Source organism: Microcoleus sp. K4-B3, from assembly GCF_036704615.1.
Taxonomy (GTDB): domain Bacteria; phylum Cyanobacteriota; class Cyanobacteriia; order Cyanobacteriales; family Microcoleaceae; genus Microcoleus.
Map to the genome: position 1 here is coordinate 1 of NZ_JAUBSF010000051.1, position 13,245 is coordinate 13,245.

Here is a 13,245-nt window from a genome sequence, read left to right on the forward strand (position 1 = left end):
TTTTTGAGCAACAGCTTGCCTTCTGTTAAAAGGCAGCTACTTTTAGCTGTGACCATTTTTTAGTCTAAACTCCAGTATTATAAATTTTGGGGTAGTCAATCAAAAAACGCAGATGATATTGCAATCATCTGCGTTCATCGGCGGTTTAATTAAACCCTATTAAACTGAAGCCGCCACCTTATCTAAAGGCCGCACTTGACCGAGGAATTCGCGAAGTGCATCACCTTCCACCACCTCAGTTTCTAACAGCTTCTGCGTAATTGTTTCCAACAATTCCCGATTTGTTTTCAGAATATCCAAAGCTTGCTGATGTGCAGTTTCGACAATTTCCTTCACTTCTTGGTCGATCGCCTCAGCAGTCTGAGCACTTACCGCACGGCGGGCATTTCCCATACCGTCATTGAGGAACATTGCTTGTTGACCCCGATCGTAAGCTAGAGGCCCCAAAACCTTACTCATGCCGTAAGTTGTCACCATCCGTTCAGCTAAATCAGTCGCCCTTTGCAAGTCGTTGGAAGCGCCAGTAGTAATGCTACCAAACACGACTTCCTCAGCGGATCGCCCTCCAAGCAGTGTAGCAATTTGACCGCGCAACTCCGATTCATCTAACAAGAAACGGTCTTCAGTCGGTACTTGCAACGTATAACCCAATGCTGCCATACCGCGCGGGACGATCGAGATTTTTGACACTTCGCCGCCGCCCGTCATCGCAGCACCCACCATCGCGTGCCCGACTTCGTGGTAAGCCACAATCTTTTTCTCTTTTTCGTTGAGCACCCGGCTTTTCTTTTCCAAGCCAGCGACAACGCGCTCAAACGCCTCATAAAAGTCTTCCTGAGCTACAGTTAGGCGCTTGTTGCGAGCAGCTAGCAAGGCAGCTTCATTGACCAAATTTGCCAAATCTGCGCCCGAAAAACCGGGGGTGCGAGTGGCGACCGCCTTCAAGTCAATATCCGGGCCCAACTTCACTTTTTGAGAGTGAATGTTCAAAATTGCTTCGCGGCCAGATAAGTCGGGGCGATCGACTAAAACTTGGCGATCGAAACGGCCGGGGCGCAACAAAGCAGCATCCAAACTTTCCGGCCGGTTAGTTGCAGCCAGCACAATTACCGTAGTATTGCCCGCAGCAAAACCGTCCATTTCAGTTAATAATTGATTGAGAGTTTGTTCGCGTTCATCATTCCCACCGAAGCTAGCGTTACTGCTGCGGGATTTGCCGATCGCGTCCAATTCATCAATGAAAATAATACAAGGAGCCTGTTTCTTAGCCTGCTCGAATAAATCTCTTACTCTCGCAGAACCGACACCTACAAACAGTTCCACAAACTCCGAACCGGAGATGCTAAAAAACGGCACGCCAGCTTCCCCAGCCACTGCTTTTGCTAACAGCGTTTTGCCAGTTCCCGGAGGTCCGACTAACAGCACGCCTTTCGGAATTCTCGCGCCAATTGCCGTAAAGCGATCGGGAGTTTTCAGGAACTCAACAACTTCGACTAATTCAGTTTTCGCCTCTTCTACTCCAGCCACATCAGCAAAAGTAATTTTCGCCGATTCGCCTTCTACATAGACCTTAGCTTTGCTTTTGCCGATCGAGAGCGCACCCTGAGGCCCGCCACCCTGCCTGTTCGCGAAAAATTGAAAAATCGCCACAAAAATCAGCGGGGGAACCACCCAGCTTAAAACACTGCCGATCCAGCCATTTTTGGAAGGGGGAGTTGCCGCAAATTCAACGCCTTTTTCTTGCAAAAGTTTAGGCAGATCCAGGTCAAAAATCGGGGTAGTTGACAGCACTTGACCGGGTTTGTCGCCTTCGCCTTTGAGCTGGTAGCGAATTTCATTTTGACCTACCGAAGCTCGCGCCACATCTTGTTCTTGAACCTGATGGACGAACAAGCTGTAAGGCACTTGCGGAATTTGCGGCCCGAACAAATTCGGCAAAAAGATATTGGCCAGCAGAAACAAACTTGAGAGCAATAACAAAATATTGCTAATTTGCCGAAAACGAGGTGGTTGGGGCTGGTCTTTAATTGCCATTGATAACCGTCATCCTTTAATTTAAACCAGTTTTATTCATTTATTTTCTCACCCAATAGGCACACACTGTCAAGCGGATTCCCTCACTCGATGGGTGGGTTAACCAGCCAATGTTGCTTTGAGCAAATTCAACACTAACAATGATCGGATGGCGATCTTTAGCGCACCTTGCCTCGATCTAAGGTGAGCATTGCGCATCGAATTACCTTGGTGTAAGGTACGAAATACTCACCGAATATTTATGAAGCAATCCACACCAAATATTTATGCAGCTTCTGGGTTTAACTGAATCATTTCCCAAGTAGTATAAGTGCCGATCGCACCCCAAATCGCGTAAGGCAAAAGTAACAAAGCCGCGGTTTGAGAAATCGGTAAAACAGCCAACGTCAGCACAACTCCCAAAATCTCGCCAGCCCCTCCCAAAATCGTCCCTACTTTGAGACTTTTGGCTCTGAGAGTAGCGGGAATATAAGCAACTGTTACAATTTCTAAAAGCAAGTACAAAGCCATCAGCAGCCAAGTTTTGAGACTACCGGGTTCCTGTTCCCACACGAAAGCAGCGCTCCCGGCCCCGCAAGCAAAAATCACCGTCCAAATGAAGGGAATAGCAGGCTCAAAAAACATCCAATCCGGTCTTTGAAGTTTGATGGCCCAGTTAATATCGCGCAGTTTAAAAAACAGAGTGCCGAAGGCGACTGAGAAAGTCACGCCGCCGATAATCATCCAAGATTCAATCATGGTTGTCAACTTTCCAATTGCTCGATCGCTCATTAAGTCGATCGTGCCAACTTACAGCCGAACTTCCATCCGCCTTTAGCAATAATTTTTGTAAAGCCCGACGCAATTATCGCTAACCGCCCGACACATTTTTAGCAAACTCATCGCGTCCAGACATCAAATTAGCTGGAACGCCGTTAGGGTAATTTTGCGCGATTAAAGCTTGCAATTTTTCAACTCGGTTTTCAGGGTTTGGGTGAGAACTCAAAAACTCCGGCGGTGCTTCGCCCTTCCTAGCGGCACCGAGGATTTGCATCACCTCAACAATACCTCTAGGATCGTAACCCGCCTCGGTCATAAACCGAAAACCGAGCCGATCGCTCTCAAGTTCGTCCGATCTACCGTACCGCAAACCGACAACTTGATTGACAGCTTGAGCAATTAATGCTGCCTGCTGACCCCCACCGCGATCGTCGCTAGTAGCCACCCCAACCGCCGTTACCAAAGCCCTGCCCAACTGCTGTTTTGCCAAGTGTTCCGCAGCGTGGCGCCCTACAACGTGACCGCTTTCGTGCCCGAGTACAGCAGCCAACTGAGCCTCGGAATTCAGTCGCCGCAGCAGCCCCGCAGTAATAAAAACTTGTCCCCCCGGTAGAGCAAAAGCATTGACTGTTTCGGGGTCTCGCAGCAGGTGGAATTCAAACGGATAACCTGCTTGTTTCGCCGCCGAACCGTTGACAACTCGTTCTCCTACTCGATCGACATACTGCTGAATACTCTGGCTGGGATAAAGCCCCCCGTACTTGGAGGCCATTTGATCTCGCGCCTGCAATCCCAAAACTATCTCTTGGCGGGGAGAAAGCTGCACCCGCTGTCTCTCTCCTGTTACCGGATTTTGTACGTCGTTTGTAAAATAGGTAATTGCCCCAAAAAATGCCATTAACAGCCCGATCGCGGCTCGAAATAAAAATTTGTTCACAGGCTTTTACCTAAAAAGTTTCGCGATTACAATACTATAGCGACAGCTACCTCCACATCTGTCTGAAGTATCAAAAATGGAAAGTTGTTAAAGCTTTTTGGGATAATTTGCGAACAAGGCTTTTTTTAACGAACCGCTTTCGTCGCGAAGGAAATGAAGCAAGAGAAGAATAGAAGAGAATAGAAGAACGTTATAGTTATTCAATCCGTTAAATCCCTTAAATCCCCTACACTGCTTCGTTGCCGAACTTCTTGCGCAATATGTTTCAAACTACCCGCCGCCGCCTCGCTATTTGGTACACTGCCGTTACTGCTGTATTGTTACTTGTGTTCGCCACTGGTTTCTATTTCTACGTCCGCAATACTTTGATCGATCGCATTGATGACACCCTCAATCATGTTGTCGAAGTAATAGAGCGAACTCTCGTTATCGAACCGTTAAATTTCCCTACTACCAAAGATAAAAATAAGTTGCAAGTTAATATTCAAGCGAGTTTTCGAGATAGCACCGATGCTGTAGAAGACGACCACATTGATTTAGAATGGTTCAGTCCTACGGGCGAATTGCTGTGGTCTACATTATCGGAACCGCTGAATATTCCCATTCACGCTAACCGCACCGGCGAAACAGTTTGGATAATTAATAATAAGTTGCAGTTTGAGGGCACAAATCAGACAGAAGAAAGTTTGGCAACGGGGAATGTACGGGATGTCACGGATTTAATGGATAGAGAGAAGAGGGATTTAACCGCAGAGGCGCAGAGGGCGCAGAGGGGAGAAAGAAGAGATTTTGATGGCGGTTTAAATGCAGGTTGGCAGGAAAATCTAAATTTAGGTAGTCAAAAGTCTATTGCACAAAATACAAATCGCGTTTCTACCAAACCAATTAGCATTCGGACAACTCAAAACTATTCTCTAAGACAAGTAACGCAGCGAGTACAAATCGGCCGCCAAGTTCTGGGATATTTGCGAGTCAGCCATCCTTGGTTTGAAGTGACAAAACCCATCCGCCAATTAATTCTCGATTTGATTTTGGGCGCGGGTTTAACTCTAATTTGCGTTGCAGCTATTGGCTGGCTGCTGTCGGGATTGGCGATGGCACCGGTGCGGGAGTCTTACGGGCGTCTCAAACAGTTTACCGCTGATGCTTCTCACGAACTCAGAAATCCGATCGCCACTATTCAAACTAACGTCCAAGTAGCTTTGGCGGAACCGGATATCGAACCGCAGCAGCATCAACAGCTACAAGTTATCGAACGCCTTACCCGCCGTTTGGGGCGCTTGGTTGATGATTTGTTGTTCTTAGCCAGACAAGACAGCGGTATCGTACAGCAGCAGTGGATTGAGGTTCCTCTCGATGCTTTGCTGATGGAGGTAATTGAAGAACAACAGGCGATCGCCACTACCCAAAATCTCTCTCTTTCTTTGGAAATTGTCGATCTGCCCAACGCTGAGGACAACTTTACACTGTTGGGCGACTGGGATCAACTAGCCCGACTTTTTACCAATATCGTCAGCAACGCCGTGCAGTACACGCCCTCTGGCGGTAAAATTCAAGTAGAATTGCAGCTTGCAGCTAAAAACAAAAGAAATTCGCCGATGTTAAATCCAGCGCTGCAAATAAAAGTAAGAGACACCGGCATCGGAATTGCTGCAGAAGCCCTGCCGCATTTATTCGATCGATTCTACCGCGCAGATCCCGCCCGCACCCACCGCAGCGCCGCCGGTTCCGGTTTAGGATTAGCCATCGCCAAAGCAATTGTCGAAAATCACCGCGGCCAAATCCGCATTGACAGCCAAGTCGATCGAGGTACAGCCGTTACCGTCACCCTCCCCGCCCACAAATCAGAACAATTCCGCCTCTAAAACTTCCCCTCTTCCTCTCTTCCTCTGCGCCCTCTGCGCCCTCTGCGGTTAAAAAAAAATCTACCCCTCAAAGCCTTATTCTTCCTACCTCGCGCCCAAACCCTGCTCTTAAAATTCATTTCCGCCATAGATTAACATGAACTTTGTTGGAAAACCTCGATCGAACTCGTGAGGAGTTATTTATGTTTCGCCACAATCTACCGTTCAAAAAAATCAGCTTGCTAGCAGCCACCTGCGGGGGTTTACTCGTCAGTCTCGCAACACTTTCCCAGGCCGGCGGCCCCCCGCCGCAACAAGGAAAACCCGTTTCCCAGCCCGCAGACACTCCCGCAGCCACTGAAGAGCCCGTCAGCCAACCAACTCCGGCTGCGAGCCCGAACCCCAGTGGGACGCCCTCTACACCCACAAACACGCCTTCCCGCTTCCCACTGCCAAGTGCGCGAGTTACCCCTGCCGAAGGCATGATAGTAATTAAACTGGTGAATACCACCAATGCTGTCATCAATTATCAAATCGTAGGCGTCACCCCGCCGCGCACTCTGGGCGAACAATCGGAAATTTTGCTGAAAACCATCCAAGTGCCAATCACCCTCACTTACCAGCGCCCAGACGGCGGATTGCTGTTGGTTCGCCCCCAAGCAACCGCGATGCCGGGAATGTTGCAAGTCAGTTTCGGCGCGACAACTGACTTGGCCGCTGATACAAAATCCCTGGAAATTCAGGAAGATGGCAAGGTAATTTTGAATTAGTTTAACTGCTGACTGTTGACTGTTGACTGTTGACGGCACAAGAGGACACGGCAATGCCGTTTCCCTACCCCAAAATAATCGATTGTGTAGAAGAGGAAACGGCAATGCCGTTTCCCTACCCCAAAATAATCATGAGCACGACCTGAGAGATATAACCATCGCCCGATTAATTGTAGGGAAACGGCACTGCCGTGTCCTGATTTCGGGTAACGGGTAAAATCAACCGGATTGGATGATGAAATTGCCCTGTGAGTGCGATCGCATATAACCATCGATCGCACGGCAAAAGAGGAGACGGCAATGCCGTTTCCCTACTCCAAAATAATCAATCTTCCTAGATGAGAGATGTAACCATCACCCAATTAACTGTACGAAAACGGCACTGCCGTGTCCTGATTTCTGCCTGATTTCTGCCGTGTCTTTCACTCGCCGAGTAACAAAGGAGGTAACTTAGTAAAAGGTAAATCCTCGTTTACTGCATCAATTTCTTCCTGTTCTCTTTCGTTGATTTGACCGATATAAGACTTGAGAATTTGTGCCAGACGGTTGTTATAAAATCGGTGCAAACTATAATTTGGCGTAGCTGGAAAGCCGCGCCGTTTTTTATGCCGCCCGCCGGCACCGGGATCGAAGCTTTGGATGCCCCGATCGATCGCCCATTCGATCGGCGTATAGTAGCAAGCATCGAAGTGCAAGCAGTCGATTTCCTGCAAACTTCCCCAATAACGCCCGTACAGTCGATCGCCTTTATACAAACAAAAAGACATACCCACCGGGTGTCTGTCATCTTCCTTGTCGTAGGCGGCTACAAATAAAACTCGATCGCGATAATTGTGGTGCAACTGTTCAAAAAATCGCTTAGTCAGATACTTGCTGCCCCACCAACCAAATTTGTCGCAAGTATTCTCATAAAAAGCATACATTTGAGCAAACATGGCTTGGGGAATTTCATCGCCAGTCAGCGTTTTTACCAACAAACCAGCTTGGTCAACTGCTTTGCGTTCGCGTTTGATGTTGCGGCGCTGGTTGGCATTAAATGCGCCTAAATAATTGTCAAAATTTTGATAGCCTTGATTTTGCCAAATATAGCTGTGGTGCAGCCAACTGCTGAAACCGTGGCGTTCCATGCGCTGCCGCCATTCGGGATCGACATAAAGAAAATTGCAGCCGGAGATATTGTGGCGATCGCAAAAATGGTCGATCGCGCTTACCATTACTCCGGTTAACTCGTCTTCATCTTCCCCCTCGGCAATCAAAAACCGATAGCCTTCAGCCGGAGTAAACGGCGTCATTCCCATCAATTTGGGATAATATTGAACACCCAAACGTTGAGCTAAATCAGCCCACTGATTATCGAATACAAATTCGCCGTAACTGTGACTTTTGACATAAAGTGGCGCGCAAGCAATCAACTGTTTGTCTCGCCAGACTGTTAAGTGATGCGGCAGCCAACCGGTTTTACCTGTCGCACTGCCCGAGACTTCGAGATTGTTAAGCCAATCCCATTCCAGAAATGGAGTTTTTAGCGGCATCGCCAAGGCATCCCACGACGCTTGCGGGATTTCGCCTATTTTGCTAATCCAGGCTACAGAATATTGAGGTTTTGGCTGTTGCAGCATAGGGAGATTTGAGCGTAGAGCGATCGAACTTCATTTAAGTTAATATAATTTCCCTTGTTCGACACTTGTTACCAGGCTCTTCCTGGTATCGCAGATCCAGAGGCAAAGCCTTGATTTTCCTTGCGCTTGCGAGGATCTTCCTCTAGACATGGGTTCCCAGGCACAGCCGGCGAACCAGTTAAATGCGCGAGGATCGATGAAGCCGATAATGCAAAAATACCTCTTGTCCCACCTGTTTAACCGCCAAAAGCTCTAATTTCGGAGCTAAATCCGCCAAAAAACCCTTTCCCTCCACAGGTGTCGGTGCATCCGCGCCGCCCAAAATTAACGGGCACACCGTCAGCCAAAGTTCGTCTACCAAGCCTGCAGCCAGCACAGACGCTACCAGTTTCCCCCCGCCCAGAATCGCCAAGCGTTTGATACCAAGAGTTTCTAGCTGTTGAAACGCATCAATCCAATCAATCTCTCCACCTGCGGTTTTCGCATAGATAATTCGATCGAATTGAGATGTTGCACCATTCTCAATAAGCCTTTTATGAACAGGCAAGATGCCTGTGAAGCGAGAAAATTCATCTTTTGTGGAACGGGCATCTTGCCCGTTCTTGAGAATGGTGCCAGATGTGCGATCGAACTTACTGTCTTTTGTCGGGTACGGAGACGGCAATGGCGTTTCCCTACTGTCTTGCCCTGTCAGCAGCCACCGAGGCACCGGTTGCTGGAAAAATCGCAAGTTTGGGTCAAATTGGGACGATCGCGAACACACAATTTGCACCGGTTGTGGCGGCTTCCCTTGCAGTTCCCTCTGTTTGAGCAATTCCGGCGAAATCACTCTCATCGTCGTCCCATAAGCCTGTAAAGTGCCGTTGCCGAACAAAACGGCGTCACTTGCTGCTACTTGGTGTTCGAGGTGGGCTTTGTCGTTGGCAGAACCGAATCTCGCGGGCGATCGTACTGCATCTGCAATTTTACCGTCAGCACTGATCGCCAGTATTACTGTTGCGTGAAGTCCAGTCATTACTTATCAGAATTTCGCAGAACATTTAACTGTAGCAATTCACTACTATTTGTAAAGTTTGTTTTCAACTCGATCGCACTGGTTTTATTTGACGGATAATGTCAGTTTATTTATTTTGCAACCCCAGCGATCGCCCTACCAAAGTATTTACTTTTCTTTACAAACAGTAGGCCAAAAAACGGCGCGGGAGGTAAAAATTCCCTTGCAGACTTTAAATGCGTCGCGCGATCGACTAAAGTAAAAAAAATGGCTTGATCCGTTTATTCATCGCAAAGGAAAAAAAGCTCATGGTTCAACGCGGTTCTACAGTCCGGATTCTCCGCAAAGAATCCTACTGGTATCAAGAAGTGGGCACCGTTGCTACGGTAGACCAAAGCGGCATTAAATACCCAGTTATCGTTCGCTTTAACACCGTAAATTATGCAGGCGTCAACACCAACAATTACGCCCAAAGCGAATTAGTGGAAGTGGCAGCACCCAAAGCCAAAGCAAAAACAGCGACAGCAGTAGCTTCCGGCGGCAAACAAACCACGCTCGACGAGAAAACTCGGAAAACCGGCAGCGGAGGAGCCCCCTCGCAGCCGAAAACTTCGACGGACAGCAAACCCGGCACCGAAGAGCCCGGCACTGTCGAAGGTTCGCCTCAGGGTCAAGGAACAGAACAGCGCTAATTGTGCCAGAACTGCCAGAAGTTGAAACTATTTGCCGGGGTTTGAATCAAGCAACCCTCGATCGAGAAATGTTGGGCGGGGACGTGTTGTTAAACAGCACGATCGCCCGCTCAATCTCTGCGACCGATTTTTTGACAAAAGTCAAAGGAAAGTCGATCGCCCGCTGGTACAGACGCGGCAAATACCTCCTGGCAGAACTATCTCAATTCCCAGAAGGAGAAAGAGAGAAAGGGAAAGGGGGGGAATTTAGGGATCAAACTCCAAGCTCTTCCCCTCTTCCTTCTTCCTTGCTCCTTCCTTCAAAAGCCGGCTGGTTGGGCGTTCACTTGCGAATGACAGGACAACTGCTGTGGGTGAACCAATCCGAACCCCTGCAAAAACACGCGCGAGTGCGACTGTTTTTTGAAGGAAACAAAGAACTGCGGTTTGTAGACCAGCGCACCTTCGGGCAAATGTGGTACGTGCCTGCTGAAACCGAGGTTTCCAGCACTGTCATCGGTCTGAAACTTTTAGGGCCAGAACCGTTTTCCGACGAGTTTACAACAGAATATTTGGCCCGCAAGCTGCACAGGCGGGCGCGACCCATTAAAACAGCTTTGCTAGACCAGTCACTGATAGCTGGTTTGGGCAATATTTACGCAGATGAAACTTTGTTTTTGTCGGGAGTGATGCCCACAACTCTGTGCGCGGATTTGACCGCAGAGCAAATAGGGCGCATCCATACAGCTATTATTCAAGTTTTACAGAAGGCGATCGCATCCGGTGGCACCACTTTTAGCAATTTTCTCAACGTCCAAGGTGTCAACGGCAACTACGGCGGCGTCGCTTGGGTGTACAATCGCGCCGGTCAACCCTGCCGCACTTGCTCCACAACCATCGAACGTATAAAATTAGCAGGGCGATCGACTCATTTTTGCCCCGCGTGTCAGCAATAAGCAGAAGGAAGTTCGGCAACGGATTCGCTCGACGGATGTAACGGATGTAACGGATGTCAGTCCGATGTCCGTCGGAAGAAGAGGGAAGGAAGAGGGAAGAACTGATATCTTGTACCATTGTCAATAAGGCTGTCAGGGGCGGGCGGGACACCCAGCCCAGAAGAATATTGAACTATTGTGGAACAGACCCGAAAGGGCTGTTAAGCGAGAATGGTGCCAGATGTCAGAAGAAATCAGAAGTCCTTTCCAGGCAAATCTAGATTAAAATTTGTATAGTTTTTTAAACTAAACAAAGCAAGTTATGGCAATCAAGAAAGGCAGTATAGTTCGCGCTGTACGCGAAAAATTGGAAAACAGTCTAGAAGCCAAAGCCAGCGACCAGCGCTTTTCCTCGTATATATTTGAAACAAAGGGCGAAGTGATGGATGTTCGCGGCGACTATGCCTTCGTCAAATTTGGCAAAGTTCCCACCCCGAATATTTGGCTGCGGGTAGACCAACTCGAAGATTTTAAGTAACTCACCAAAACTAAACATCACTGTTCTTAATGTAGCGAAGGGTGCACACCGCGCACCTTTCCCCAATTAAGCTGATTGCTAAAATCTAAAATCTAAAATCTAAAATCCAATGAATTCTCCATCAAACCGCGTATCAATTATTGGTGCAGGCAAAGTCGGCAGTACGTTAGCCCAGCGAATTGCTGAGAAAAATCTGGCAGATGTAGTATTGCTAGATATCGTGGAGGGTTGGCCGCAGGGCGTTGCTTTGGATTTGATGGAAGCCAGGGGAGTGGAACGCCACGATCGCCAAATTGTGGGTACAAATGATTATACAGATACGGCAAACTCAAATATCATAGTAATTGCCGCCGGAGTGCCGCGCAAACCCGGTATCAATCGGGAAGATTTAATTAAAATCAATGCTCGAATTGTCACCGAAGCCTCAAAAAAGGCGATCGAGCATTCTCCCGAAGCAATCTTAATCGTCATCACCAATCCCCTAGATATCATGACTTATTTAGCTTGGGAAGCTGCCGATGTGCCAAAACACCGAGTCATGGGTATGGGGGGAGTTCTCGACTCCGCCCGCTTTCAAACTTTTATTGCCATGGAATTGGGTGTTTCAAATGCAGAAATCAATGCCACTGTCATCGGTTCTCACGGCGATTTAATGGTTCCTTTGCCCCGCTATTCCACTGTCAACGGTATTCCGATCAATCAACTTATGGATGCTGGGGCGATCGATCGACTCGTACAGCGGACTCGACACGGCGGCGCAGAAATTGTCGGATTGATGAAGATTAGTAGTGCTTATTTTGCACCAGCATCTTCTGCCTGTTTGATGGTAGAATCTATTTTATTTAATCAGTCGCGACTCTTGCCTTGCTCAGTTTATTTACACGGCGAATACGGCGTGCAAGATATCTTTTTAGGAGTACCCTGCCGCTTGGGATATCAGGGAGTCGAACAATTAGTGGAACTCGAACTCAGCGATACCGAAAGAGCAGCCTTTATCGAGTCGGGCAAATTGGTTGCCCAAAATATTGAGGAAGCCAGGGCGATACTGAAAAGTGATTCTTAAGCTGGTAGCAGTTCGCCGATCGCAGCAGCCAATCCCTCGCCGCTTCAATATAATAATTTATACTGAGTATGACAGTGCGATCGCTTTCTCGAAAGTACCCCGATCGGAACTCAATCGCGCTTTGATAAATATCATTAATAATGCTTGTTATGGTGTATTTGAAAAACCTAAAAATGGGCAGAAAAACCCCGATAGGTCAACAGTAAATTTTACTTTCAAAAACTATGTAAAAATGCAAAAATTGGCAAAAGCAGTTGAACTTGGTCTCCGTGAAAACGGCATCAAAATTCCTCTATAAATTAAATCAAAAATCTTCCCTGCTTGTTTTACTACTAAACCGACAGCAGAAGCAATCGGTTTGGGATTGTCTCTGACTCGCCATATTATTGCCGGAAAGCACGGTGGCACTTTAAAGGTAGAAAGCAAAAGGCGAGTTGATACGGAATTTATCATTATTTTGCCCAAACTTTAATCCTCGCGATCGCCATTTCTATTTCTCAAGCTTGAAATACCTTGACTTTAATCAAAAATGTGATACCGTAAAGCTTGGTATTATCTAAAAATTTTTACACTTCTCAAAAAATGTAAAAATCGGGCAAAAAGTGTTAGTGAAGCGAGGCTATCCCGAACGCGCCTGCGTGCCCAAAGGGTAGGGAATAGCCCTTGAGTTGAGCTAATTTAACCCTAACCTGCAACTACCTCAAATTTTTAACCTAAAACTCACCTCTGCTTCAGTGGATTTTAATAAGTTTGAACAATCAAATCGATAGCATAAAACAATTAAAATGCAACCAAAAATATCTCAAAGAGCGGATTGCCCCAAAGGGTGTATAAAAAGGAACTTAGGACAGAGAAATCGAGAATTAGCGACAACTATAGAAAAGGCGATCGCCTCTATTTCAAAAAAAATTAATAGAGGGGATTGCAACAGAATATTCAAGCGCAAAACCAAGGAAGCCATCGCTCAAGTTTGGGGTAATAATAAAAAGGTGATCGTTGCAACCAAAGGCGAGCGAAAAAAATGTCAAAATTAGTCAGAGTGCTCCCGCCATCCCGTCATGAAACGCGGTTTCTGGTTTCC

General features: G+C 47.4%; 14 protein-coding genes. 9 read left to right on the forward strand and 5 right to left on the reverse strand.

Annotated features, from left to right (window positions below; genetic code table 11):
- Positions 1 to 159 precede the first annotated feature (159 nt).
- From ftsH4 to QUA78_RS20150, 3 genes are all read right to left on the reverse strand, one after another.
- Entirely contained in the window at positions 160 to 2,034 is a 1,875-nt protein-coding gene (gene ftsH4 / locus QUA78_RS20140; protein ID WP_333199542.1) for an ATP-dependent zinc metalloprotease FtsH4, read from the reverse strand.
- 264 nt (positions 2,035 to 2,298) lie between these two features.
- A complete protein-coding gene (locus QUA78_RS20145; RefSeq protein ID WP_333398985.1) occupies positions 2,299 to 2,805 on the reverse strand; it encodes a tryptophan-rich sensory protein in 507 nt (168 codons plus the stop codon).
- 79 nt (positions 2,806 to 2,884) lie between these two features.
- Positions 2,885 to 3,730 carry a M48 family metalloprotease gene (locus QUA78_RS20150; RefSeq protein ID WP_333301435.1) on the reverse strand — a complete coding sequence of 282 codons (846 nt, stop codon included), beginning with the start codon at positions 3,728 to 3,730 and terminating at the stop codon, positions 2,885 to 2,887.
- Positions 3,731 to 3,990: 260 nt separating this feature from the next.
- Here QUA78_RS20150 and QUA78_RS20155 point away from each other — a divergent pair, with 260 nt between their 5' ends.
- Positions 3,991 to 5,595: a HAMP domain-containing sensor histidine kinase gene (locus tag QUA78_RS20155; RefSeq protein ID WP_333301434.1), complete on the forward strand. Its 1,605-nt coding sequence runs from the start codon at positions 3,991 to 3,993 to the stop codon at positions 5,593 to 5,595.
- 182 nt (positions 5,596 to 5,777) lie between these two features.
- A complete protein-coding gene (locus QUA78_RS20160) occupies positions 5,778 to 6,344 on the forward strand; it encodes a hypothetical protein (protein ID WP_333301433.1) in 567 nt (188 codons plus the stop codon).
- A gap of 422 nt (positions 6,345 to 6,766) precedes the next feature.
- Here the strand turns inward: QUA78_RS20160 and QUA78_RS20165 are convergent, their stop codons facing one another.
- Positions 6,767 to 7,963: a GNAT family N-acetyltransferase gene (locus QUA78_RS20165; RefSeq protein WP_333301432.1), complete on the reverse strand. Its 1,197-nt coding sequence runs from the start codon at positions 7,961 to 7,963 to the stop codon at positions 6,767 to 6,769.
- A 178-nt stretch (positions 7,964 to 8,141) separates the two neighbouring features.
- The gene (locus QUA78_RS20170; RefSeq protein ID WP_333301431.1) at positions 8,142 to 8,978 is read right to left on the reverse strand and encodes a dihydrofolate reductase family protein; all 837 of its coding nucleotides are present in this window, start codon (positions 8,976 to 8,978) and stop codon (positions 8,142 to 8,144) included.
- Positions 8,979 to 9,265: 287 nt separating this feature from the next.
- Here QUA78_RS20170 and QUA78_RS20175 point away from each other — a divergent pair, with 287 nt between their 5' ends.
- The 7 genes from QUA78_RS20175 to QUA78_RS20200 all read left to right on the forward strand — a co-directional run bounded on the left by QUA78_RS20175 (position 9,266) and on the right by QUA78_RS20200 (position 13,198).
- The gene (locus QUA78_RS20175) at positions 9,266 to 9,649 is read left to right on the forward strand and encodes a photosystem I reaction center subunit IV (protein ID WP_333301430.1); all 384 of its coding nucleotides are present in this window, start codon (positions 9,266 to 9,268) and stop codon (positions 9,647 to 9,649) included.
- Between the two features lie 2 nt (positions 9,650 to 9,651).
- Complete coding sequence (locus QUA78_RS20180; RefSeq protein ID WP_333301429.1) at positions 9,652 to 10,584, forward strand: DNA-formamidopyrimidine glycosylase; 933 nt, start codon at positions 9,652 to 9,654, stop codon at positions 10,582 to 10,584.
- A gap of 301 nt (positions 10,585 to 10,885) precedes the next feature.
- Positions 10,886 to 11,101, forward strand: coding sequence for an NAD(P)H-quinone oxidoreductase subunit O (locus QUA78_RS20185; protein ID WP_015178120.1), 216 nt, complete (start codon positions 10,886 to 10,888; stop codon positions 11,099 to 11,101).
- A 109-nt stretch (positions 11,102 to 11,210) separates the two neighbouring features.
- Complete coding sequence (gene mdh / locus QUA78_RS20190; protein ID WP_333301428.1) at positions 11,211 to 12,164, forward strand: malate dehydrogenase; 954 nt, start codon at positions 11,211 to 11,213, stop codon at positions 12,162 to 12,164.
- Positions 12,154 to 12,462 carry a hypothetical protein gene (locus tag QUA78_RS20195; RefSeq protein WP_333301427.1) on the forward strand — a complete coding sequence of 103 codons (309 nt, stop codon included), beginning with the start codon at positions 12,154 to 12,156 and terminating at the stop codon, positions 12,460 to 12,462. The genes mdh and QUA78_RS20195 overlap by 11 nt, the downstream gene beginning before the upstream one ends.
- Positions 12,463 to 12,474: 12 nt before the next feature.
- Positions 12,475 to 12,636, forward strand: coding sequence for an ATP-binding protein (locus tag QUA78_RS32940; RefSeq protein WP_445302457.1), 162 nt, complete (start codon positions 12,475 to 12,477; stop codon positions 12,634 to 12,636).
- Between the two features lie 313 nt (positions 12,637 to 12,949).
- Positions 12,950 to 13,198 (forward strand): hypothetical protein, encoded by a 249-nt coding sequence (locus tag QUA78_RS20200; RefSeq protein WP_333301426.1) that lies wholly within the window; start codon positions 12,950 to 12,952, stop codon positions 13,196 to 13,198.
- The last annotated feature ends 47 nt before the right edge of the window (positions 13,199 to 13,245 follow it).

Excerpts from the sequence above, each read along its gene's own strand:
- QUA78_RS20160 (WP_333301433.1), top strand. The coding sequence starts at position 5,778 with ATGTTTCGCCACAATCTACCGTTCAAAAAAATCAGCTTGCTAGCAGCC.
- ftsH4 (WP_333199542.1), bottom strand. The coding sequence starts at position 2,034 with ATGGCAATTAAAGACCAGCCCCAACCACCTCGTTTTCGGCAAATTAGC.
- QUA78_RS20155 (WP_333301434.1), top strand. The coding sequence starts at position 3,991 with ATGTTTCAAACTACCCGCCGCCGCCTCGCTATTTGGTACACTGCCGTT.
- QUA78_RS20165 (WP_333301432.1), bottom strand. The coding sequence starts at position 7,963 with ATGCTGCAACAGCCAAAACCTCAATATTCTGTAGCCTGGATTAGCAAA.
- QUA78_RS20185 (WP_015178120.1), top strand. The coding sequence starts at position 10,886 with ATGGCAATCAAGAAAGGCAGTATAGTTCGCGCTGTACGCGAAAAATTG.
- QUA78_RS20200 (WP_333301426.1), top strand. The coding sequence starts at position 12,950 with ATGCAACCAAAAATATCTCAAAGAGCGGATTGCCCCAAAGGGTGTATA.
- mdh (WP_333301428.1), top strand. The coding sequence starts at position 11,211 with ATGAATTCTCCATCAAACCGCGTATCAATTATTGGTGCAGGCAAAGTC.
- QUA78_RS20175 (WP_333301430.1), top strand. The coding sequence starts at position 9,266 with ATGGTTCAACGCGGTTCTACAGTCCGGATTCTCCGCAAAGAATCCTAC.
- QUA78_RS20170 (WP_333301431.1), bottom strand. The coding sequence starts at position 8,978 with ATGACTGGACTTCACGCAACAGTAATACTGGCGATCAGTGCTGACGGT.
- QUA78_RS20145 (WP_333398985.1), bottom strand. The coding sequence starts at position 2,805 with ATGAGCGATCGAGCAATTGGAAAGTTGACAACCATGATTGAATCTTGG.